The organism is Pseudomonas ovata, assembly GCF_003131185.1.
GTDB lineage: Bacteria > Pseudomonadota > Gammaproteobacteria > Pseudomonadales > Pseudomonadaceae > Aquipseudomonas > Aquipseudomonas ovata.
In genome coordinates this window covers 158,094-179,013 of sequence record NZ_QFFU01000007.1, presented here as the reverse complement: position 1 = coordinate 179,013, position 20,920 = coordinate 158,094, and the positions used below count along the sequence as shown (strand labels likewise).

Annotated in this window: 21 protein-coding genes; 11 read left to right on the top strand and 10 right to left on the bottom strand. The window is 62.6% G+C overall.

From position 1 onward, the window contains the following. Positions 1-41: 41 nt before the first annotated feature. Positions 42-1,193 (bottom strand): acyl-CoA dehydrogenase family protein, encoded by a 1,152-nt coding sequence (locus DGA31_RS12505; protein ID WP_109512752.1) that lies wholly within the window; start codon positions 1,191-1,193, stop codon positions 42-44. Between the two features lie 2 nt (positions 1,194-1,195). After that, a complete protein-coding gene (locus DGA31_RS12500) occupies positions 1,196-2,290 on the bottom strand; it encodes an enoyl-CoA hydratase/isomerase family protein (protein ID WP_109512751.1) in 1,095 nt (364 codons plus the stop codon). A gap of 263 nt (positions 2,291-2,553) precedes the next feature. On the opposite strand from DGA31_RS12500, the gene DGA31_RS12495 reads away from it, so the two are divergent. Both DGA31_RS12495 and DGA31_RS12490 read left to right on the top strand, forming a co-directional pair. Next, entirely contained in the window at positions 2,554-4,218 is a 1,665-nt protein-coding gene (locus tag DGA31_RS12495) for an MFS transporter (protein WP_109512820.1), read from the top strand. Then, entirely contained in the window at positions 4,215-5,384 is a 1,170-nt protein-coding gene (locus DGA31_RS12490; protein ID WP_109512750.1) for an HlyD family secretion protein, read from the top strand. The genes DGA31_RS12495 and DGA31_RS12490 overlap by 4 nt, the downstream gene beginning before the upstream one ends. Before the next feature lie 233 nt (positions 5,385-5,617). Here DGA31_RS12490 and DGA31_RS12485 read toward each other — a convergent pair whose 3' ends face one another. Then, on the bottom strand, positions 5,618-6,634 hold the full coding sequence (locus DGA31_RS12485) for an alpha/beta hydrolase (RefSeq protein WP_109512749.1): 1,017 nt from the start codon (positions 6,632-6,634) through the stop codon (positions 5,618-5,620). A gap of 551 nt (positions 6,635-7,185) precedes the next feature. Continuing rightward, positions 7,186-7,509: an ArsR/SmtB family transcription factor gene (locus DGA31_RS12480; RefSeq protein ID WP_082481751.1), complete on the bottom strand. Its 324-nt coding sequence runs from the start codon at positions 7,507-7,509 to the stop codon at positions 7,186-7,188. Positions 7,510-7,559: 50 nt separating this feature from the next. On the opposite strand from DGA31_RS12480, the gene DGA31_RS12475 reads away from it, so the two are divergent. Together DGA31_RS12475 and DGA31_RS12470 are read left to right on the top strand one after the other, a co-directional pair. Next, positions 7,560-8,369, top strand: a complete 810-nt coding sequence (locus tag DGA31_RS12475) for an alpha/beta fold hydrolase (RefSeq protein ID WP_109512748.1) — start codon at positions 7,560-7,562, stop codon at positions 8,367-8,369. Between the two features lie 268 nt (positions 8,370-8,637). Next, positions 8,638-9,261, top strand: coding sequence for an SMI1/KNR4 family protein (locus DGA31_RS12470; protein ID WP_056840362.1), 624 nt, complete (start codon positions 8,638-8,640; stop codon positions 9,259-9,261). Between the two features lie 72 nt (positions 9,262-9,333). Here the strand turns inward: DGA31_RS12470 and DGA31_RS12465 are convergent, their stop codons facing one another. Together DGA31_RS12465 and DGA31_RS12460 are read right to left on the bottom strand one after the other, a co-directional pair. Next, the gene (locus DGA31_RS12465) at positions 9,334-9,651 is read right to left on the bottom strand and encodes a DUF7677 family protein (protein ID WP_109512819.1); all 318 of its coding nucleotides are present in this window, start codon (positions 9,649-9,651) and stop codon (positions 9,334-9,336) included. A gap of 83 nt (positions 9,652-9,734) precedes the next feature. Beyond that, on the bottom strand, positions 9,735-10,535 hold the full coding sequence (locus DGA31_RS12460; protein WP_109512747.1) for a GNAT family N-acetyltransferase: 801 nt from the start codon (positions 10,533-10,535) through the stop codon (positions 9,735-9,737). 292 nt (positions 10,536-10,827) lie between these two features. Here DGA31_RS12460 and DGA31_RS12455 point away from each other — a divergent pair, with 292 nt between their 5' ends. After that, on the top strand, positions 10,828-11,889 hold the full coding sequence (locus DGA31_RS12455) for an asparaginase (protein ID WP_109512746.1): 1,062 nt from the start codon (positions 10,828-10,830) through the stop codon (positions 11,887-11,889). Between the two features lie 20 nt (positions 11,890-11,909). Here the strand turns inward: DGA31_RS12455 and DGA31_RS12450 are convergent, their stop codons facing one another. After that, positions 11,910-12,692 carry a hypothetical protein gene (locus DGA31_RS12450; RefSeq protein WP_109512745.1) on the bottom strand — a complete coding sequence of 261 codons (783 nt, stop codon included), beginning with the start codon at positions 12,690-12,692 and terminating at the stop codon, positions 11,910-11,912. A gap of 487 nt (positions 12,693-13,179) precedes the next feature. Between DGA31_RS12450 and DGA31_RS12445 the strand changes: the two genes are divergently transcribed. Beyond that, positions 13,180-14,130, top strand: coding sequence for an alpha/beta hydrolase (locus tag DGA31_RS12445; protein WP_161959183.1), 951 nt, complete (start codon positions 13,180-13,182; stop codon positions 14,128-14,130). 35 nt (positions 14,131-14,165) lie between these two features. Here DGA31_RS12445 and DGA31_RS12440 read toward each other — a convergent pair whose 3' ends face one another. Both DGA31_RS12440 and DGA31_RS12435 read right to left on the bottom strand, forming a co-directional pair. After that, positions 14,166-16,115, bottom strand: a complete 1,950-nt coding sequence (locus DGA31_RS12440) for a WD40 repeat domain-containing protein (RefSeq protein ID WP_109512743.1) — start codon at positions 16,113-16,115, stop codon at positions 14,166-14,168. Positions 16,116-16,169: 54 nt separating this feature from the next. Continuing rightward, entirely contained in the window at positions 16,170-16,472 is a 303-nt protein-coding gene (locus DGA31_RS12435) for a hypothetical protein (RefSeq protein ID WP_109512742.1), read from the bottom strand. 121 nt (positions 16,473-16,593) lie between these two features. Here DGA31_RS12435 and DGA31_RS12430 point away from each other — a divergent pair, with 121 nt between their 5' ends. The 4 genes from DGA31_RS12430 to DGA31_RS12415 all read left to right on the top strand — a co-directional run bounded on the left by DGA31_RS12430 (position 16,594) and on the right by DGA31_RS12415 (position 18,690). Beyond that, a complete protein-coding gene (locus tag DGA31_RS12430; protein ID WP_109512741.1) occupies positions 16,594-16,977 on the top strand; it encodes a hypothetical protein in 384 nt (127 codons plus the stop codon). A 32-nt stretch (positions 16,978-17,009) separates the two neighbouring features. Further along, a complete protein-coding gene (locus DGA31_RS12425) occupies positions 17,010-17,528 on the top strand; it encodes a cupin (RefSeq protein WP_109512740.1) in 519 nt (172 codons plus the stop codon). A 203-nt stretch (positions 17,529-17,731) separates the two neighbouring features. Continuing rightward, positions 17,732-18,100 (top strand): hypothetical protein, encoded by a 369-nt coding sequence (locus tag DGA31_RS12420; RefSeq protein ID WP_109512739.1) that lies wholly within the window; start codon positions 17,732-17,734, stop codon positions 18,098-18,100. Between the two features lie 71 nt (positions 18,101-18,171). Further along, on the top strand, positions 18,172-18,690 hold the full coding sequence (locus DGA31_RS12415; protein WP_109512738.1) for a thioredoxin family protein: 519 nt from the start codon (positions 18,172-18,174) through the stop codon (positions 18,688-18,690). 437 nt (positions 18,691-19,127) lie between these two features. Here DGA31_RS12415 and DGA31_RS12410 read toward each other — a convergent pair whose 3' ends face one another. After that, complete coding sequence (locus tag DGA31_RS12410) at positions 19,128-19,880, bottom strand: 3-oxoacyl-ACP reductase family protein (protein WP_109512737.1); 753 nt, start codon at positions 19,878-19,880, stop codon at positions 19,128-19,130. Between the two features lie 111 nt (positions 19,881-19,991). On the opposite strand from DGA31_RS12410, the gene DGA31_RS12405 reads away from it, so the two are divergent. Then, positions 19,992-20,915: a LysR family transcriptional regulator gene (locus DGA31_RS12405; RefSeq protein WP_109512736.1), complete on the top strand. Its 924-nt coding sequence runs from the start codon at positions 19,992-19,994 to the stop codon at positions 20,913-20,915. Positions 20,916-20,920: the final 5 nt, after the last annotated feature.

Sequence of the window (20,920 nt, the reverse complement as noted above, 5' to 3'; positions counted from 1 at the left end):
CCGCATGCCTGTGAGCCCGGTATCGGCTGCGCGCTCGGTGGCTACGCCAGGTAATGGCGCAGCTCCCGGGCAATCAGCAGGCGCTGGATTTCGCTGGTGCCTTCGTAGATCTGGGTGATGCGCGCATCGCGGTAATAACGCTCCACCGGGTAATCCTCCAGGTAGCCATAGCCACCGTGGACCTGCATCGCACTGGAGCACACCTGCTCGGCCATCTCCGAGGCAAACAGTTTGGCTTGCGAGGCTTCTGACAAGCAGGGCAGGGCGGCGCTGCGCAGGCGGGCAGCATGCAGTACCAGTAGCCGGCTGGCATTGATGCGCGTGTGCATGTCGGCCAGCAGGTTGGCCACGCTGGGGTGCTCGATGATCGGCTTGCCGAACTGCACCCGCTCGCGGGCATACACCAGCGCCGCCTCGAACGCCGCGCGGGCAATGCCAAGGGCCTGGGCGGCAATGCCGATGCGCCCGCCTTCCAGGTTGGACAAGGCAATGGCCAGGCCCTTGCCGCGTTCGCCCAGCAGGCTGGACGCCGGGATGCGGCAATCGGTCAGGCTGATGGCGCAGGTGTCCGAGGCGCGAATGCCCATCTTGTGCTCGCGCCGCTCGACATTGAATCCTGGCGTATCGGTGGGCACCAGGAACGCCGACAGGCCCTTCTTGCCCAGTGCCGGATCGGTCACTGCAAAGACAATCGCCAGCTGCGCCCGCTGGCCATTGCTGACGAACTGCTTGGCACCGTTGAGCACCCAGTGATCACCGTCCGCTTCGGCCCGGGTGCGCAGGTTATGCGCCTCGGAGCCGGCCTGCGGTTCGGTCAGGCAAAAGCAGCCGATGGCCTTGCCGCTGGCCAGCCGTGCCAGCCAGGTGTTTTTCTGCTCGTCATTGCCGTAATTGAGGATCGGCCCGCAGCCCACCGAGCTGTGCACGCTCATCAAGGTGCCGGTGGCCGCATCGGCGGCGGAGATTTCCTCCACCGCCAGGGCGTAGGCCACGTAATCGATATAACTGCCGCCCCACTGTTCCGGCACGATCATGCCCAGCAGCCCCAGGTCACCCATGCGCGCCACCAGTTCATCGTCGATCCACCCGGCCTGCTCCCAGGCCCGGGCGTGCGGGGCGATTTCATGGCGGGCAAAGTCCCGGGCCATGTCACGGATCATCACCTGTTCTTGACTCAGTTCGAGGTCATGCATGATCAGTTCTCCGACTCGGTGAAAAAACGCCGCACATCTTCATCCTTGAGCGCCTGCACCGTGGCCGGCTGCCAGCGCGGTTGCTTGTCCTTGTCGATGATCAGCGCGCGCACACCCTCGATCAGGTCGCCATGTTCGAACCACTGGCGGTCCAGGCTCAGCTCCAGCGCAAAACACTCCTGCAAGGACAATTGTCGACCCCGGCGCAGCAGTTCCAGGGTCACGGCCATGGCCAGTGGCGAGCGGCCCTGCATGATTCTGGCCGTGTCCAGCGCCCATTGCCGGCTGTCGGCCACGCTGACCTGCTGCAATTGCTCGATGATGCTGGCGATGTCGGGCAGGGCGAAAAAATGATCGATGGCCGGCCGCAGCCTCTGCAACGGTGGGTCGGGCAAGCGCTGGCTGCCCAGGCGGGCCATGACCGCCTGCAAGTCCTTGAGCGGGGTGGATTTCCATTTCAGGTGATCGAGCATGTGGTCCAGGCGCCCCAGCGACTGGCTGGGCATGTGCCAGTCGGCCAGCCCGCAATACAACGCGTCGGCCGCGCCGATGCGGGCGCCGGTAATCCCCAGGTACAGGCCCAGCTCACCGGGCAGGCGCGGCAGGAAATAGCTGGCGCCGACATCGGGAAAATAACCGATGGCCACCTCGGGCATGCCCAGTGAACTGCGCTCGGTCACCACCCGCAGGTCGGCGCTGTGCACCAGCCCCAGGCCACCGCCAAGCACCAGCCGGTCCATCAGCGCCATTATCGGCTTGCGGTAGTCATGGATGGCCAGGTCCAGCGCGTACTCTTCTTCGAAAAACCGCAAGTGCAGGTCATGACCACCGGTGTAGCTGTCGTACAGGGCGCGAATGTCACCACCGGCACAGAACGCCTTGTCACCGGCGCCGCGCAGCACCACGGCATACACGTCGTCATCCTCGGCCCAGGCCTGGAGCTGCAGCTTCAGCGTGCGGACCATCTGCAGGTCCAGGGCGTTGAGCCCGGCGGGGCGATTGAGCACCAGGTGGCCGATATGGTTGCGCACATCGATCAACACGGATTTCTCGCTGGCCTGCGCCGCAGTGCGCGAGGGTGAAGCCGGTGAACTCATGACGAACTCCTTGTTCTGTTTGTTTTACGATGCCGGACTGCAGGACCGGCCGGGCGGCTACCCGCTTCAGCCGGGAAGGGCGCGCCGCCTTCTAAAGCGGGTAGCCACAGCATAGCTGTAAGTCCGGACACCCTCTGGTGCTTTACACCCGGTCAGGCTTAACTGCGTTCAGTGCCGGGTTTTTGCCCGCGTGGCTGAGTATTCCGGCCCTTGCCAATGTCACACCCCTGAATCCACACGGTCTGCTGGTACAAAGCCTGCCCATGAAAGACAAATACGCGCCCCGCCAGTGGCAGCCCCACGAGCGCCCGACCATGCCGGGCTCGCCTTCAACACCCTTGCACCCCACGCACAAACGCTGGGCCTATGCGCTGGTGGGCGTGATCGTGGCGCTGACCGGCGGGCTGGGCAATGCCCTGGTGGTCGCCAACCTGCCGTACCTGCAAGGCGCGCTGGGCGCGACCTCGCAGGACATTGCCTGGTTGCCGGCCGCCTACATCATGACCAACGTTTCGATGAACCTGCTGCTGGTGAAGTTCCGTCAGCAGTACGGCCTGCGGGCCTTCACCGAACTGTTCCTGGTGCTGTACGCGCTGGTGACCCTGGCGCACCTGTTCGTCAATGACATCGATTCGGCGATTGCCGTGCGCGCCGCCCACGGCATGGTCGGTGCGGCGCTGAGTACGCTGGGGCTGTACTACATGATCCAGGCCTTCCCGCAGAAGTGGCGGCTCAAGGCCCTGGTGCTGGGCCTGGGCACCGCGCAACTGGCCACACCCATGGCCCGGCTGATTTCCGAAGACCTGTTGCAGATTGCCGAATGGCGCGGCCTATACCTGTTCGAGCTGGGCATGGCCATGCTGTCGCTGGGTTGCGTGCTGATGCTCAAGCTGCCGCCGGGCGATCGCTTCAAGGCTTTCGAGAAACTGGATTTCCTGACCTTCGGCCTGCTGGCCAGTGGCGTGGCGCTGCTGTGCGCGGTGCTGTCGCTGGGGCGCATCGAGTGGTGGCTGGAAGCACCCTGGATCGGCCTGGCGTCGGCAGCATCCATCGCGCTGATCTGCGCGGGCCTGGCCATCGAGCATAACCGCCGCAACCCGCTGTTGATCACCCGCTGGCTGGGCAGTGGCGCGATCCTGCGCCTGGGCCTGGCGGTGGTGCTGTTTCGCGTGGTGCTGTCGGAACAATCGGTCGGGGCGGTGGGCTTTTTCCAGACCCTGAACCTGGGCAGTGAACAACTGCACGGCCTGTACCTGGTGATGCTGGCCGGCAGCATTGCCGGCCTTGCGGTCAGCGCCCTGACCATCAACCCTGCGCACCTGGTCAAGCCGTTGCTGATTTCACTGGCGATGATGGCGGTCGGGGCGTGGATGGACAGCGGTTCGACCTACCAGACGCGCCCGGAAAACATGTACCTCAGCCAGTTCCTGCTGGCCTTCGGTGGCACCTTCTTCCTGGGGCCGACGCTGGTGATGGGCATCAGCGGCGTATTGGCCAATCCGCGCAACATGGTCAGCTTTTCGGTGCTGTTCGGGATCACCCAGAACCTGGGCGGCCTGATCGGCTCGGCAGCGCTGGGCACGTTCCAGGTGGTGCGCGAGAAATTCCATTCCAGCCAATTGGTCGAGCACCTGACCTTGTTCGATCCCTTGGTGCAGGCCCGTCTGCAAGGCAGCGCAGCCAGCTATGCCGGAGTGATTGCCGACCCGGCGGCGCGCAATGCCCAGGCGATACGCGCACTGTCGAGCACCGCCACCCGCGAGGCCAATGTGCTGGCCTACAACGATGTGTTCATGCTCATCGCCCTGATCGCGGTCCTGACCATGCTGTGGATCACCGTGCGCGTGCTCTGGCTGAAAATGACCACCCGACCTGTCGCGCCGCTGTCGGCGGCCCCCGTACCTTCAAGTAGTGCGCAAACTTCATGAACGACATCACCCGCAACGACTCACCTGCATCCACTCCGGCCTCGGCGACGACTCCGTCCGGCAGTCCGCCGCCGGCGCCGTTGACCTCGCCACCCACCAGCCGGCCGCGCTCGACCCGCGCCCGGGTGCTATCCACCACCGTGTTCGCCCTGATCGCGCTGGGCGGCATCCTGATCGTGTTGTATGCCTGGCAACTGCCGCCGTTCACCAGCCCGATACAGAGCACCGAAAATGCCCAGGTGCACGGCCAGACCACCCTGATCGGCCCGCAGCTGAGCGGCTATGTGCATGAGGTGACCGTGCAGGACTTCCAGCACGTCAAGGCCGGCGACCTGCTGGTGCGCCTGGATGACCGCATCTACCGCCAGCGCCTGGAACAGGCCCAGGCCCAGGTCGGGGTGCAGGAGGCGGCGCTGGCCAATAACCTGCAGCAACGGCGCAGCGCCCAGGCCACCATCGTCCAGCGCGAAGCCAGCCTGCAAAGCAGCCTTGCCCAAGGCCAGAAAGCCGCCGCCGACCTCAAGCGCAGCCAGGCGCTGGTCACCGACGGCTCGGTGTCACGCAGCGAACTGGATGTCGCCCGCGCCGCCGATGCGCAGGCCCGGGCCGCCATTGCCGAAGCGCGCGCCGCCGTGCAGATCGCCAAAGAAGACTTGCAGACCGTGATCGTCAACCGCGACTCGCTGACTGCGCAGGTCGCCAACGCCCAGGCGGCCGTGGAACTGGCGCGCATCGACCTGGACAATACCCGCATCACTGCACCGCGCGACGGGCAACTGGGGCAGATTGGCGTGCGTTTGGGCGCCTATGTCAATTCCGGGGCGCAACTGATGGCTCTGGTGCCCGACACACTGTGGGTGATCGCCAACATGAAGGAAACCCAGATGGCCCACGTGCGGCTGGGCCAGCCGGTGAGTTTTACCGTGGACGCGCTGAACCACCAGAAACTGACCGGCCGGGTCGAGCGCATCTCGCCGGCCACCGGCTCCGAGTTCAGCCTGCTGCCGGCCGATAACGCCACCGGCAACTTCGTCAAGATCGCCCAGCGCATCCCGGTGCGTATCAGCGTGGACGCCGGACAGGAACTGGCCAGGCGCTTGCGCCCGGGAATGTCGGTGGTGATCAGCATCGACACGGCCGGCGAGGGCACGCAGGATCAGCGCTGAACAACACCGCCGGTATCACTCGAACAGCATGATCCGGCTGTTATGGGCCAGTACCATGCATAGCCAATGCTCTCAGGCACCAAGGCCCCGGCGCAGGGCGACGGCGGAGTATAGGCGGGCAGATAGAGCAGGGTGAGCGGTTTTACTCAGGCTGCGCAGGCACGTTCGCCTTTATGTGATTGATGTACCAAAGCCCGGTTCAGGCTTGGGGCTTTGGTACACGGGCGTGTCGATTACTGCAAGTGAACCTTGAGTTCCTGCGAGGCCTGCAGCATGGCCGAACGCACGGCCGGCACCTGGCTGACCACGTTCAGCAGGCCGTAGTCGTGAATCATGCCGTTGTAGCGCACCGAAGTGACCGGTACGCCGGCCTGGTCCAGCTTGCGCGCATAGGCCTCGCCTTCGTCACGCAGCACGTCGGCGCTGGCGGTCTGCACCAGGGCCGGTGGCAGGCCTTTCAACTGCTCTACCGAGGCCCGCAGTGGTGAGGCATAGACCTCGGCGCGCTGCTTGGGGTCGGTGGTGTAGTTGTCCCAGAACCACTTCATCATGTTGCGGGTCAGGAAATGGCCTTCGGCAAATTGCTCATACGAGCCGGTCTCGAAACTGGCATCGGTGACCGGCCATAGCAACACCTGGTACTTGATGGCCGGGGTCCCCTTGTCCTTGGCCATCAGGCTGACCACTGCCGCCATGTTGCCACCGACACTGTTGCCCGCCACCGCCAGACGCTTGCCGTCCACGCCGATGTCCTGGCCATGCTCGGCCACCCAGCGGGTCGCGGCATACGCCTGGTTGATCGCGGTCGGGTAGTGCGCCTCGGGCGAGGGCGTGTAATTGACGAACACGGCCACCGCGCCGGAGCCCTCGACCAGGTCGCGCACCAGCCGCTCGTGGGTCGGGAAATCCCCCAGCACCCAGCCGCCACCGTGGAAATACATGAACACTGGCAGGGTGCCCCTGGCGCCAGCGGGCCGCACGATGGTCAGGCTGATGTCCTGACCATCGACCGAAATGGTCTTTTCGCTGATGTTGGCCTTGGGCAAGGTCAGCTTGACCCCCGCCTGGGCACCGGTCAGCACGGCGCGTGCCTCTTTTGGCGAAAGCTGCTCGATAGGCTTGCCGCCCCCGGCGTTCAAGGCGTCGAGGAATGCCTGGGTCGTGTGCTCGACACCGCTGTCGGCGGCGAACGCGTGACCCATCGACAGGGCGAGCAGGGAGCCTGCGAGTGTTTTGCCAAAGATGTTCATGGTCATTTCCTTGATTGAATTAATGCGTAGTAAATACTTGCGCGCTAAATATGCGGCTAACAATTTAGCTCGCTTATATTTAGCTCGCAAGGTTTATTTTCAGGAAATGTCCGTATCGAGGTTACCTATCGGATTAGCAGGGATAATCTGTCGCCTTGGCACCCTGTCAAGGCGGATCGCTGTTGCGCAGCACACACTGGACCTGTGGGAGGCGGCTTGCCGGCGACCGGCTGCGTAGCAGTCGTAAATGTGCGGCGTTTCGCAGATGTCTGCGAGCGCTTCGCACGCGGTCGCGAATGGGGTCGCACATTCAATGTATCAGTGGCTGGCAGATTGCACTCGCGACCGTTGGTCGCTCCTACGGTATGAGCCAAGGCGGATCGCTGTTGCGCAGCAAACACTGGACCTGTGGGAGGCGGCTTGCCGGCGATCGGCTGCGTAGCAGTCGTAAATGTGTGGCGTTTCGCAGGTGTCTGCGAGCGCTTCGCACGCGGTCGTGGTGGTCCGGCATGGCACCAGAGCCCCCTCACACAATGACCTGGATGGGTCAGCTAACGGCCTCGCACCTGCACCGCCAGATGCTCGCCCAGCCACTGCAGGTACTCGCTGATAGCCGCCTCGTCGCGTGTGCAATATGACCACTTCAGGTGTTTTTTCACGGTCAGAAACCCGGCGTCCTTGAGGATCGCCAGGTGCCGGCTGGCCGTGGGCTGGGCGATGTCGAGCGCTTCGGCAATCAGCGTCATGCACACGCCGAATGCCACCGGGTCCGCTGACCATTGCTGATTGAAGTGGACCTGCGGTTGCGCCAGCAACTGAAGGATCTTCAAGCGTTGCTCGCTGGCCATGGCGGTGATTTGTCTTGATCGGTTCATGCCTGGCATCATATCGTCATTTAGCTAAATGACAATATGGAGAAGGCCTCATGCTTGATTTACCGAACACCCTGATGGTCGAAGGCAGCGCCGTACGCTGGGGCAAGATGGGCCAGGGACCGGCGCTGGTGGCGATCCACGGCACACCGTTTTCATCCCAGGTCTGGCGCCGGATCGTGCCGCTGCTGGCCGACCGGCGCACGGTCTACTATTTCGACCTGGTCGGTTACGGCCAGTCCGAACAACGCGCTGGCCAGGACGTCTCGCTGGCGGTGCAGAACCGTGTGCTGACCGCGCTGTTCAAGGCCTGGGGCCTTGAGCGTCCCGATGTCCTGGCCCATGACTTCGGCGGCGCCACCGCACTGCGCGGTTATTACCTGAACGGGCTGCGCTATGCCTCGCTGACGATCTTCGATGCCGTGGCGCTGGCGCCCTGGGGCTCGCCGTTTGTCCAGCATGTGCGCCTGCACGAGCAAGCCTTTGCCGGTATGCCCGACTACATGCACCGTGCGCTCCTGCACGCCTACTTGCAGACGGCTGCGCACCAGCCGTTGTCGGCCCAGGCGCTGGACATCTACAGTGCGCCCTGGCTCGGAGCGGTAGGGCAACCGGCCTTCTACCGGCAGATTGCGCAGATGGACCAGAGCCATACCGATGAAATCGAGGCGCTGTATGGCCGGCTCGATTGTCCGGTCACCGTGTTGTGGGGTCGCAATGACCAGTGGATTCCCTACGCCAAGGGCCAGGCGCTGGCCCGGCTGATCAGCGACCGTGAGTGCATCCTCATCGACAACGCCGGTCACCTGGTCCAGGAAGATTGCCCGGAGGCGATTGTGGCGGCGGTGCTGAAAAGTCTTTAGCTACGACAGACGCGCGTCTCGCTCAGCCTGTGACGTCGGCTTGAAGCGCAAAAGCGGCAACGCAGGGCCTGTATCTTCGTCTTTACCGCAGGGCTCTTTATGTCTTGAGTAAACGGTATCGGGGTTTAAAACACCCTCCCACCGTAAACAAACGTGCCGCACGACGGTCTGACCCAAAACGCAAGCCCGCGCCCATGACGTTGAAGGACTAACGAATGCTCCAGACTTCACCCACCCCAATCCCGTCCGGCACTGTTGCGAGGCCACAATGATCGAATACCGTGGATTGACGTTTGAGGACGCTCGCCCCGCGGCCAGCGACGCGGACATCGCGCAACTGGAAGCCACGCTCGGCGCACGCCTGCCGGACGACTACCGGCAGTTTCTCAAGACCTGCAACGGCGCCACGCTGGAATACGACGTGGTCGCGGTCATGGCCAACGAAGATGAAGAGGTGCTGAGCTTCTCGCTGTTCGGACTGGTGCCGGGCGAAGGCTACGAATTCAACCCCTACGAGCTGGAGCAACTGCGCCTGGATCCCGACTTCCCCGAGGCCGGTCTGCTGCCGATCGGCCGCGATGGTGGCGCAAGCTTCCTGCTGCTGGACCTGCGTGACGGTCGTACCGACGTTGCGGCCATGGTTGCCGGCCTGCCGGCCTGGACCGGTCGGCGCCAGCAAGGCGATGAGTTCGTGGTGCTGGCCGAGTCCTTCAATGAATACCTGGAGGCGCTGCACCTGTCCGAAGAGCGGGTGGAGGACCACATCAATACCTTCATGATGACCCCTGACAGCATCGAGGCCACCTTGACGTGGCTGGACCGGGACAGCCCGGGCTGGCGCAAGCAGTACAAGACGCTGTGGAATGCGCGGGTGGTCGACAGGCCGATCTGAGGCGCTTCTTTTGGGTAGATGACAGCCTGTCTTGACAGGCTGTCGATCCATCCAGCCGGCCAGGCACGTCGCTCAGCGGTCGCTCGAAGGCGGCCCGTAAAGCTCGGTTTCCCAGTCTTCGAGCGGCGGCGTCACCTCGAATGAGGGGTCGCAGTATGACCTGAGGTAGTCAGTCGCGCGTTTCTGCGCGTAGGTGAAGTTGAGCACGTTACCCTGGTCATCCATCTCGATGACGTTGGCGAAAATCGCAAAGACCATCTCGATGGCGCTCGGCTCATTGCCGTACAGGTCGAGGTACTCCACGCCCTTGAGCATGTAGTGGCTGCCACTGGCCATGAAATACGCGAAGGTGCTGAGGGCGCCGCTGAAGTCATTGCTTGGCTTGATCATGTTCATTGTCTTGAGGGGGTTCTGGATTCAAGTGTTTCCCGGCATCTGTCCGTCGCAGGCATGCCGGGTAAAACACACTTATGTCAAAGGTCCTTCAATCGATAAAGACCCTGCTCATGGGAAACCTTCAGTCCGGCGCGTTGCAGGTTGCGTCGACTGCGGGAACCGGCCAGGGCGGTGGCGGCGACCCAGTCGCTTCCCCGCTCCCGGGCCAGCGCTATGCGATGAGCGATCAGGGCCGAATGATAGCCACGACCCTGCGCCTGCTTATGAGTGACCGCCGTGCCCAGGTAGGCCACGCCGTTGCTGGCCAGGTACAGTGCCGCGCCCGCCACGACCTCTCCGGCCTCCTTGATCACGAGTATTTTCAGGGCGCCGCCGGGCCCTTTGCCGGTAAACGATGCCTGATTGACGGCCAGCAGGGCAGGCCGGGTATGAAAGCCGCTGGCATGCAGCGCCGTAAAGGCCGTCAGGTCCGGCCCCGTGGCGTGTTCAATGTCGACGTTGTGCGCATTGACCACCGCCTGTTCGATCGGTGAGACAAGCTGCAAGTGCGTCCAGCCTTTCAAACGCTCCAGTTGACGGCCTGCCATCAGGCAACAGGGTGCCAGTGACTTGGGTGCACCTGTGAGGGGCGTCACGGTTGACTGTGCGCTTGACCGGACAAGCCGATCCACAAGGGCTTCGACGTCTGCCTCGCTGCTGGCGTAGACCCGGTTGAGCATCGGGCTGGGGCTGGCCTGGACATGAAAGCCTTCCAGCCCGCCGCTGGCAAATACCCAGGCGCCATAAGGATTGCCGGCGATGTGCGTCAGGTTCTCTACACGCGTACGCAGGTACTCCTTTTCGGCGGTCTCGATTGCAAACGCCAAGGCGGTGTCCATTGGCATACTCATGTCCCTCAGGGCTGGAGAGAGGTAAACGATACGCTTGCGTTACGACGTTTGTACACGCAGGTGCGGTAACGTTACCGAGTGCCTGAACGCTTTATACCCAGCGTGTAAGACAGGGTAGCCCTGGTACTTGCCGTATTGACCGTGCATCCCGCGCCATACAGATTTTTATGGCCTGACCTCTGCGCCAGGGATCAATGCTTCTAAACTCAAACAGGGTTCAACGGGCGTGTCCTGCTCAATAAAATCAACAAGCTATTTTGTATTTGATGAGAGCAAAGCGATGCAAGCCAATAACGTGGCACTGGTGACCTATCGCGGGCATTGCGTGGAAAATGTGCATCGTGCCCATGTGGCCGTGGTAGATGAAGCAGGGCGCCTGCTTTACAGCTTTGGTGATCCGCAGCGGATGACGCTGGCGCGTTCAGCCGCCAAGCCGGCACAGGCCCTGGCAGTGATTGAAACCGGTGCCCTTGAGCGGTTCGGCTTCGACGAGGCGGACCTGGCCTTGATGTGCGCTTCACACAGCAGTGAGCCACGCCATATCGAACGGGCCTGGGCCATGCTGCGCAAGGTCGGTGCCGATGAGTCGGATCTGCGTTGTGGGGGTCACCCGGCTGTTTCGGACACCGTCAATCGGGCCTGGATCAAACGCGACTTCATCCCCACGGCCTGTTGCAGCAATTGCTCTGGCAAGCACGCCGGCATGCTGGCGGCTGCACTGGCGTTGGGCGAGTCTTTCTCGGGTTACAACGAACCGGTCCATCCGCTGCAGGCGCATGTCAGGCGTGTGATGGCCGATGTCTGCGAGCTGCCGGTGGAAGCCGTGGAATGGGCCGTCGATGGCTGCAACCTGCCCACGCCCGCCTTCGCGCTCGACAAGCTGGGGCTGATCTACGCCAGGCTTGCACAAAGCGCTGACGCGGCGCACAAGGGCGAGCCTTTGTCAGCACGCGGCCAGGCGCTGACGCGGATTTACCGGGCCATGACCACGTACCCTGAAATGGTGGCCGGCGAAGGGCGTTACTGCACGGACCTGATGCGCGCCTTCGAGGGCAATGTCGTCGGCAAGACAGGGGCTGATGCCTGCTACGGACTGGGCGTACGGGCCTCGGCGCAGACCCGGCGCCTGGGCGCATCAGGCGCGATCGGCCTGTCGGTCAAGGTCGAGGACGGCAACACCCAAGTGCTTTACCGGCTCGTCTGCGAGATCCTTGAACGCCTGGCTATCGGCACCGCACAGCAACGGCAATTGCTGGACAAGTACCATCGGCCGCCGATGCTCAACACCATGGGCCAGGAGACCGGAAGCGCCCGTTTCATGTTCGACCTGCAGCGTCACTGAGTGGCTGCAAAGACGGGCTTTCAGCGCCCGGCCGTCTGCTCGATCAGCAACTGCCAGTTGCGCGCTTCCTGCCAGTCCGCGCCAAAGGGCAGTTGAATCCAGTAGGGCTCATAGTTGGCACCCTGTAACTGCACCCCCAGGGTGAAGGTGTGCGCCGTGGTGTTGGTCGTGGTCGAGGTGGAGCGTGACTTGCCCCGACCCAGCACACCGAAATGGCCGTTGACGCCATAGACATTGCGCCGGTCATGCTCGGTGGTGGTGTGCGTGGTGCTGCTGGAGATCACCTGTTCATTGACCACCACCTGCTTGACCACCTGCGGCGCCGCCATCAGGGCGTGGCGATTGCCCAGTTCCGGCACCAGCGCATAGAGCACCTGGCTGTCGGGAAACACGCCGAGCATGCGGCCGTTGCGACAGATCCAGCGATACGGCCCCAGCGCCTGTTCTTCCAGGAACACCCGGCCCGATTCCATCCGCGCCTCGTCGACCTGCTGCCAGGCCCGATTCACTGCCTTCTGCTGCGAGCGCCATAGCAGCGGCATCGGCGCGTAGAGCACCCATGAAAAACACCAGATCAACACCGCATAGATCGGCCCGCCAATGTAGTGCCCCTGCCAGATCCACTTGAGCATCCAGTAACCGCAAAAGATCGCCTGGGCGATCATGAAGCGCTTGGTCAGCTTCTGGCTGCGCTGCTTCAAGGCGCGCTCGGCCTGTTGCGCCTGCTCGAAGGCTTCGGCGAGCAAGGCGGGTGTTTCGGTAAGGGTGGTTGCGGGGAGGGTGGAGTCCGGTTGAGACGACATGGGGCATCCTGCGCAGGGGGAACGGGGTCAAGGTTTAATGGGTGGGGGTTAGAGGGGCCGCTGGAGGTGAAGTTGCAGAGGGCGGGCAGATATTGGTTTTACATCTGGAACAGGCCATGCATTCACCCTTTGTCATCGGCTGACATAACGATACGATGCCGTGCTCAAGCTCCAGGGTAACGAGAGGAACCACCCAATCTTGTTTACCTGAGCCGTATCGATGTCTGTTTTCATGGCATGCGGTTTACCTTGTCATCATGCCTGGTGCACCGGTTTTCGGTGTTCACCGTCATCTCGCGCTGTTCGATATACCTGAAAGGGAAGTGGGTCTATGAAGTGCACGCTGTTGTTATTGTCCGTCTTTTTAATGCTTGCAGGCTGTGCGCCGAGTTCGCAGTCTCCGGCTGTGCCAAGCCCGCTGCCGCCTGTCATCACTGACCCCGTCGAGGCTTCAGGGGACACCGCGCCCGCCACCAATGAAGTCGATGTGTTTTACGGCACCAACCGCCAGGCGCTGGCCGGGGATTGTCGGTTTTCAGGCGCACGAAGCAGCGTCGAAGCCTTGTCGTACGGCAAGTGTCGGGTTTCGTTTCCGCCTGATCACAGGGTCGGGATCATCGAGTCGCCTTTCTTTGACTGGATGAAATCCAACCCCGACGATCACGTGATGATCAAGAACGGGCGGCGCCTTGACCGCGAACAATTCAACCAGTCGCTGGCACTGCGGCTGGGAGAGCGCGGAGCTTCGCTGATATTCATACACGGCTACAACGTGAGCTTCGAGGACTCGGTAAAACGTACAGCGCAATTGGCGTATGACCTGCAGTTCAAGGGTGCGCCGCTGTTGTTCAGTTGGCCCTCGTCGGGCAGTGAAAGCCAGTACCGGGCGGATGAAAGCGCCATCGCCCAGTCCTATCCGGCCGTGTATGACTTTCTGAAAGATCACCTCGAAAATCCTGGCGTCAAGAAGGTCTATATCGTGGCGCACAGCATGGGCAATCGGGCGTTGACCCAGGCCTTGTTACGGCTGTACTCGGAGTCGCCTGACCTGGCGGCAAAACTGCAGGAAGTCGTGCTGGCAGCGCCTGATATCGATGCCGGTGAGTTTGCTGACAAGATCGTCCCCGAGTTGCGCAGGCAAGGCGCTCCCGTGACCCTTTATGTCTCTGCCAACGACAAGGCGCTGGCGCTTTCGCAAGTGTTTCACGGGGCGGCGCGAGCGGGCATGTTTCGCAAGCCTGTGGTGATTTATTCCGGGGTCGAGCTGATTGATGCCAGCGCCTTGAGCACCGACTTTATCGGTCATTCTTATTATGGCGACAAGCTGTCCGTAGTGGCCGACATGTATTACCTGTTCAAGGGCGCCAAGGCGGCTGACCGGTTCAATCTTCAGGTGGTCACGGCACCGGGTGGTCAGTACTGGGAGTTCAAGCCTTAGGCACAAAAGGCGGCGCGAACTCGCGCCGCTTGTATTCACCAGGTGGTCGGTATATCCCAGGCCAGCAGTCCGTTCGAGCAACGCCCCCAGAGGCGTTCGCCGGACGGGCTCCATTGCAGCTGCGCCAGGTCCTTGCAGCCGGAAGCATCGGCTTGCAGCGTCAGTGACCGACCGTTTTCCAGGTTCCAGACCACGATGGCTTTATTGTTTGCGCCGGTGCCCAGGGCCAGCAGGCGCCCGTTGGGCGAGCCTGCCGCCGTCTTGAGCGAGTCCTGGTCAGGCAGGGTCAGCGAATAGCGCACCTTGCCGCTGGCGACGTCGACCACATGCAGGCCGGGGTTGCGGCGTTTGCCGTCCATCAACACAAAGCCGACCGCAATCCAGCCGCCCTTGACCGAGCCGAACGGCGGCGGCGTCCATTGCGCCATGCCGGTGTCATCGCTGGGGTCGACCTCACCGAAGCGGCGCGGCAAGCGCACGGCACGCAAGACCCGGCCAGTGCGGCTATCGAGTTCGGCCAGCCCGTCGCTGTCTTCGATCCACTGATTGGCTTGCACGCCGTCCCAGCGCACCGGCTTGATCTGCGTATTGGTGCGCATGGAATGACGCATCACGTCCTGGCGCAGTGAAGCCAGGCGTAGCGCGTATTGCCAGGGTGCGCCATCGGCGGCCGGTTGTGCACCGGGCTGCCAGATCGACAGGGTGTCGCGACGGTTCCTGACATCGTGGCGGTAGGCCAGGGGCACGCCCTTGCCGTCGGGGAAATAATCAACGTTTTTGAGCAGCTCCGGTTTGTCGAACACGATCGGGTGCCTGGCCAGCCGCCGGGTGGCGGCGTCGAAGTGCAGCACCTGCCCGTCGGCCACCATGTAGGCCGATTGGCCGCGCTCATCACGCGCCATGTGCCATTGGATCACCGTGTCGTTCGGCGTCCAGATCACACGCGGTTCCTGACCATCGTCCGGCGCCCAGTGCAGCAGCGCACGCGGATAGCTGCGCACCAGCAGGGCGCTGCCATCGGCCAGTACGAGCATGTCGTCGGGGTTTTTGGTAATCAGCAGTGCTTGCGCCTGCAGCGTCCTGGCCTGCGGGTCGGGCAGGGTCAGTTTTGGCTCTGTGACCAGACGGCGTGGCGCTGCCGGTGGCTGCCATTGCCCGGCATCGAGCCCGAGCTGCAAGTTGGCGCCGGGCAGCGTATTCAGTGCCGTATAAACGGGACTGAACACCGCCTCGGGCACGCTGCTGCGGTGCAGGCGCTTGGGTTGGCCAGGGCTGAAAATATTGAGGTTGGCCAGCTCGCGCACCTGATGGGTGAAGCTTGCCTTGGGGTTGGCAAACTCGTCCTTGCGTGTCAGGTACACCGCCGTGGCCGGATGACCCATCACGGCATCGAGCTGCATGACCCGCACAATGACCCGGCTGCTGCTGCCGCCCGTCGCACCGTAGGTGCGTTCGGCATTGCCGTACCAATACCGGTACGGCTCGGTCAGTGCCGCCGTACGCGCACTGCCGGGTTGAAAGCGCAGTGTGCGTTCGATGCTGGCCAGGCGCCCGGGAATTTCCGCTTCGGCCAGGGCGCCGTCGCGTACGTCCTGCTGCAGCCTGGGCAGGTCGGTTTTGCTCACCAGTTGGTGCACCAGGTCCGGTCGCCGTGCAAACAGTACATCGCCCCAGCCTTCATCCAGCTCCGACAGCGGGCTCACACCAGTCTGCTCCTCCAGGGGGCCGACCGCTGCCAGGGCCGAGACCACCACCGGCAGCACCTGGGCGTAGGGCAGGGCCACGAGCATTTCCACCTCGGCCAGCCGCTGTCCGCTTTTGGCCAGTTCCGGCGATTGCAGGGCGGCGGGCAGCCCTTGCTCAACGGTTTCGTCAGGACCTGGCAGGATCGCCCAGTCTTGTGGCAACGAGACGGCGTGACTCAAGCCGCTCGAGCCGAATGCGGCCACCCATAACGCATACTTCCATACGCCTGCGCACTTCATGTGTCTTGCTTCCTTGGTCGTGCAGCGTTATTCATTCGCCGTGGGTCGGGGTAGTCAGTTGCTAAAACTCATGATGATCAAGATCACCAGCGGAACCACCACCGCCGCGACCTGTACCACAAGGGCAACCACCAGCCAGCGCGGCCAGCGGCGGAAAAAACCGTAGATCGCGGTGACCAGCGCCGACACCAGGTTGGTCAGCCACAGCACGCCAAGCACCAGGGGGCCCGAGATATTGATGGGCAAGGAGGCGCTTATCATCAGCACATACAGCGCCATGAAACTGCCAGCGATCAGGACGAGGATCGAAGAGATGCCGACCCAGCGGGTCAGTCGCGATTTTCCGGAAGGCATCATGCCGCAATCTCTCCAGGGGCAGGGGGATGTATTGAATCGTGGCACTAGGACACCGGTGCCGCCGGTTTTATCCTGCACGCATTAAGTTTGACTGTCGCATCTGATTTGAACGGAGGCTGCAATGCTGAAGGTCTATGCCTATTACGTGGAGACACTCGTGTTCAGGTTCTCGGTCGGCCCTGATGATATTCCCCAGACGCCGGCCTGGCTCGAGACTGAGGATTTTCCGCCGCTGTCGCCGCGCGCGGCCATCGAGACGTCCAGGCTCGTCGTGCTCGACATGCTCAAGGATTATCCTTATGCCGAACCTGAATTTCATGCCTGCGCCCTGAAAAAGACCCACGACTCTGACAGGGGATGGTGGTACTACGAAGTCGAGTGGATGGTGTACCCCCCGGAATACGGCGACCGCAGCAGCCTGACGGTGCCGGTCCTGCTCAATGGGCGAGTGCCGGCCTATGACGTCTTCGACTACGAAGACCGTGCGCTTGCCTGGCAAGGCTGACGGTGTGCATTGACCTGACAGGAGCAATAATCATGAAACAGACACTGACTGTCCGCGCCGTGCAGGCGCTGATGTTCAAGGCCAATGGCGGTATCCCCAACCATCCGACGCTGCCCGTACTGATTTACCCCGAGGCCATGCGCGTGACCGGCAGCGATCCGGCGTCGGTATTCGAGCGCATCTTCGCCGCCAACGGCTGGCCGCCGCAGTGGCGCTACGGGGTGTTCGATTACCATCACTACCACACCCGTGGGCACGAAGTGCTCGGCGTCCATGCCGGCCATGCGCGGCTGATGCTCGGCGGCCCGAACGGCCACGTGGTCGAGGTCAAGGCCGGGGATGTGCTCTTGCTGCCGGCAGGCACCGGGCATTGCAACCTGGGCGCCAGCGAGGATTTCGAAGTGGTCGGCGCCTATCCACCTGGACAGGAGGGCGATATCAACCGCGACCCGGCCACGCCTGCGCAGATCGAACAGATCGCCCGGCTGGGATTTCCCCACACAGATCCAGTGCTGGGCGACCAAGGCGGGGTGGTGGAGCTTTGGCGTTGATTTCCCCTCCAGCACTGAGCTAGGAGCGCGTTTGCCGGAATGCCGGACCGCCGCGACCGGCTGCGCAGCAGTCGTAGATTTTCAGCGTTTCCGAGATTTCTGTGAGCGCTTTGCGCTCAATCGCGGGCAGAGCGCGCGCCTACAAGCGGTGAATTCAATAGCCAGTAAAATCAGTAAGTTATCTTGTTTGATGAGCGCACAGAATGACCTCACGCTTAGCCTTGAACTACCCGGACATCCAGCGCCTGCTCCAGGCGCTGGATACACGGGAGCGCCGGTCACTGGCCACCCGCATCGTGCTCTGGGCCGCGCAGCAGGCCGGCCTCGATCCTGACACTATGCGTGCATTGTTAGCCCGCAATCAGCCTGAACCCTTCGAGGCCCTGTGCGCTGAACACGAGGAGCACTACTTCGAATTGGCCGAGCGCGGCGATGACCGTCACCCCGTGTTTTTTGCCAAGGCCCGCGCGTACAGTGCCGCTGCCTTTCTGGTGCGCGGCGTGTGGGACGAAGCGGTGTACGAGTCGACGTTCGCCACCGAACATGCCCTGTTGATCGACGATTTTTTATAGCGGCGCGCACAATGCTGCCCTGATGACCCACTGTTCCAGGCCCGGCGCCAGACACTCTCAAGGAAACAACCATGGTCCCGTACAAAGAACTCTTCGCCACAGGCCAGCGATTCGATGGCTTCGTCAAGACAGGCTTGCCGGCCGAACTGACCGCCACGCAGCACTTCGCCGACAGGATCCGCCGGCCCGGCGAACTGTCCACGGCCACGCAACAACGGCTGACGGCCATTCAAGGCACCTATCATCTGCTGATCGCCGGCGAAATATGGTGCCCGGATTGCCAGATCAACGTGGCCGCCTTCGATTATCTCTGCGAGGTGCAGCCCGCGATTGACCTGGCGATCGTGTCCAGAGGCCGTGCGCAGAACACGTTGCAGACTGAACTGGGCCTGGAGAAGATTGCCATTCCGCTTGTACTGGTGCTGGACGAACACTTTCGTCTGATCGGCCAGTTTGTCGAACGTCCACAGGGGGTTGTAACGGATGGCGGCGAGCAGGCGTTGCGTGAGTACAAGATGGGGAATCATATGCAAGACAGCATTATGGAGGTGCTGGCAATGATTGAGATGTTCGAAAAGCAAGCGGTTTGATTTTAGGCCTTAGATAAAGCTATCAATGGTTTGCAAGCGTCAGGCGATCGGTCTTTGCGATCATTTTGAGTCCTGTAAAACGGCGATTTTGCTGATGCAGTATGGCGGACGGCATCTGACCCGCGTGGGGAATGCAGGGTCAGTATGAAGTTTATAGTTATGACCCATCACGTTTGTGTGGTGATTCGCCACGCTAGCCAAACCCTGCTCCAGAATCCTGTCGTCCTGGGCACCTGCTGATTTGGCAGCGAGCGGCGGCAAGGTTAGCGAACCGGGGTGGTCCGGGTATTGGATCTGAATTGACCGCCGTAGGAGCGCGCTCTGCCCGCGACCGGCTGCGCAGCAGTCGTAAATTTGTGGCGTTTCCGAGATTTTGCGAGCGCTAGCGCACTCGGTCGCGGTGGTCCGGTATACCGGCAAGCGCGCCCCCTACTGGCTCAGGCCGTAAAGCCGCCATCGACCATCAACTCGGCACCGGTCACAAAGCCGGCCTCGGGGCTGGCCAGGTAGGCCACGGCGCTGGCGATGTCCTGGCCTTCGCCATAGCGGCCCACGGCGATATTGGGGCGCACGAAGTCGGCCACCGGACCCTCGGCCGGGTTCATGTCGCTGTCGGTCGGGCCGGGGTGCACGGTGTTGACGGTGATGCCCCGTGGTCCCAGGTCGCGCACCAGGCCACGGCTGAAACCGGTCAGCGCGCCCTTGGTGAGGGTGTAGGCCGAGGCGGTGCCGAAGGCCGCGTACTGCACCATGGAACTGCCGATATTGATGATGCGTCCGCCATGGCCCATGTGCCTGAGGGCTTGCTGGGTAGCAACAAACACCCCGGTCACGTTCACCGCCAGGATCCATTCGAAGTCCTCGAAAGCGATGTCTTCGGGGGCGCCCAGTACGCTGATACCCGCGTTGTTCACCAGAATGTCGACGCGGCCAAACCGGTTGGCGACCTCATCGATGGCCGCACGCACCGCCTGCGGATTGCCCGCATCGGCCGCCAGGGCCAGCGCCTGGCCGCCGGCGGCCACGATCTGGTTGACCACGGCGTCGGCGCGTTCAGGCGAGGCGTTGTAGGTAATGGCCACGGTGGCACCGTCGGCGGCCAGGCGTTTGGCGATGGCCGCGCCGATGCTGCGCGAACCACCGGTGACAACGGCCACTTTGCCGGCAAGAGGAAGATTGACTGTATTCATGATGAAGCCTCGGTAGGTGAAGTTGATGAGGCTATGAGACGCTTTTCATTCTTTCGCCAGTAGCGGGTAATGACTAGAATCACTTTCAATCAATGCTTGAAGGTGAGTGCAATGGAGACGATGGGCAACTTGGTGTCTTTTGTGCGCAGTGCCGAATCAGGCAGTTTTTCTGCTGCGGCCCGTCGTCTTGGGCTCACGCCGGCGGCCGTGAGCCGTAACGTGGCGCAGCTGGAAGCCAACCTTGGGGTTCGTCTGTTCCAGCGCAGCACGCGCCGCCTGACTCTGACCGAAGCCGGCGAGCGGTTCCTGGCGAATGTCGGCTCGGGGCTCGAAAGCGTTCAGGCCGCCATTGCGGACGTTGCCACGCACGCCGGCCAGCCCGCCGGCGTGCTGCGCCTCACCGCAGCCCCTGGGTTTGGCTGTGATTTCCTGCTGCCGCTGATGCCCGGGTTCTTGCAGCGCTACCCTGACGTGACGCTTGAGTGGACGTTTGAAAACCGCCAGGTCGACCTGATTGCCGAGGGTTTCGATGCCGCCATCGGCGGCGGCCTCGAGCTGGCGCCCACCCTTGTCGCCCGGGACATTGCGCCTGCGCATCTGATTCTGGTCGCAGCGCCCGCTTACCTGTCGGCACAAGATCCTGTCCGTCGTTTCGAGGACCTGGCCACGCTGGAGCATGTGGCCATGCGTTCGGTGCAGACCGGCAGAATCAGAAGCTGGATACTGCAAGGACCCGACGCTCAGAAAAGACCGCTGGACCTGACGCCACGGCTGCTGGTCAACGACCCGCAAGCCCTGCGCCAGTGTGCCCGGCTGGGCCTGGGCGTGGCCTTGCTGGCGGTGCCGGATGTGCTGGCGGACCTTGAAAGCGGCCGTCTGCAAAGGGTGCTGCCGGACTGGTCTGTGGATGCCGGGCAGATCTCGCTGTATTTCTCCAGCCAGAAACTGCTGCCGGCCAAGACACGAGCGTTCGTCGATTTTCTGGTCGGGCAGGCGCGGGAACAGGCGTGGGCCACCCGTTTGAATGCGCGATAAGGCGA

Bases quoted from the DNA above. Each gene is read 5' to 3' on its own strand.
- DGA31_RS12505 (WP_109512752.1), bottom strand. From the start codon at position 1,193: ATGCATGACCTCGAACTGAGTCAAGAACAGGTGATGATCCGTGACATG.
- DGA31_RS12500 (WP_109512751.1), bottom strand. From the start codon at position 2,290: ATGAGTTCACCGGCTTCACCCTCGCGCACTGCGGCGCAGGCCAGCGAG.
- DGA31_RS12495 (WP_109512820.1), top strand. From the start codon at position 2,554: ATGAAAGACAAATACGCGCCCCGCCAGTGGCAGCCCCACGAGCGCCCG.
- DGA31_RS12490 (WP_109512750.1), top strand. From the start codon at position 4,215: ATGAACGACATCACCCGCAACGACTCACCTGCATCCACTCCGGCCTCG.
- DGA31_RS12485 (WP_109512749.1), bottom strand. From the start codon at position 6,634: ATGAACATCTTTGGCAAAACACTCGCAGGCTCCCTGCTCGCCCTGTCG.
- DGA31_RS12480 (WP_082481751.1), bottom strand. From the start codon at position 7,509: ATGAACCGATCAAGACAAATCACCGCCATGGCCAGCGAGCAACGCTTG.
- DGA31_RS12475 (WP_109512748.1), top strand. From the start codon at position 7,560: ATGCTTGATTTACCGAACACCCTGATGGTCGAAGGCAGCGCCGTACGC.
- DGA31_RS12470 (WP_056840362.1), top strand. From the start codon at position 8,638: ATGATCGAATACCGTGGATTGACGTTTGAGGACGCTCGCCCCGCGGCC.
- DGA31_RS12465 (WP_109512819.1), bottom strand. From the start codon at position 9,651: ATGATCAAGCCAAGCAATGACTTCAGCGGCGCCCTCAGCACCTTCGCG.
- DGA31_RS12460 (WP_109512747.1), bottom strand. From the start codon at position 10,535: ATGGACACCGCCTTGGCGTTTGCAATCGAGACCGCCGAAAAGGAGTAC.
- DGA31_RS12455 (WP_109512746.1), top strand. From the start codon at position 10,828: ATGCAAGCCAATAACGTGGCACTGGTGACCTATCGCGGGCATTGCGTG.
- DGA31_RS12450 (WP_109512745.1), bottom strand. From the start codon at position 12,692: ATGTCGTCTCAACCGGACTCCACCCTCCCCGCAACCACCCTTACCGAA.
- DGA31_RS12440 (WP_109512743.1), bottom strand. From the start codon at position 16,115: ATGAAGTGCGCAGGCGTATGGAAGTATGCGTTATGGGTGGCCGCATTC.
- DGA31_RS12435 (WP_109512742.1), bottom strand. From the start codon at position 16,472: ATGATGCCTTCCGGAAAATCGCGACTGACCCGCTGGGTCGGCATCTCT.
- DGA31_RS12430 (WP_109512741.1), top strand. From the start codon at position 16,594: ATGCTGAAGGTCTATGCCTATTACGTGGAGACACTCGTGTTCAGGTTC.
- DGA31_RS12425 (WP_109512740.1), top strand. From the start codon at position 17,010: ATGAAACAGACACTGACTGTCCGCGCCGTGCAGGCGCTGATGTTCAAG.
- DGA31_RS12420 (WP_109512739.1), top strand. From the start codon at position 17,732: ATGACCTCACGCTTAGCCTTGAACTACCCGGACATCCAGCGCCTGCTC.
- DGA31_RS12415 (WP_109512738.1), top strand. From the start codon at position 18,172: ATGGTCCCGTACAAAGAACTCTTCGCCACAGGCCAGCGATTCGATGGC.
- DGA31_RS12410 (WP_109512737.1), bottom strand. From the start codon at position 19,880: ATGAATACAGTCAATCTTCCTCTTGCCGGCAAAGTGGCCGTTGTCACC.
- DGA31_RS12405 (WP_109512736.1), top strand. From the start codon at position 19,992: ATGGAGACGATGGGCAACTTGGTGTCTTTTGTGCGCAGTGCCGAATCA.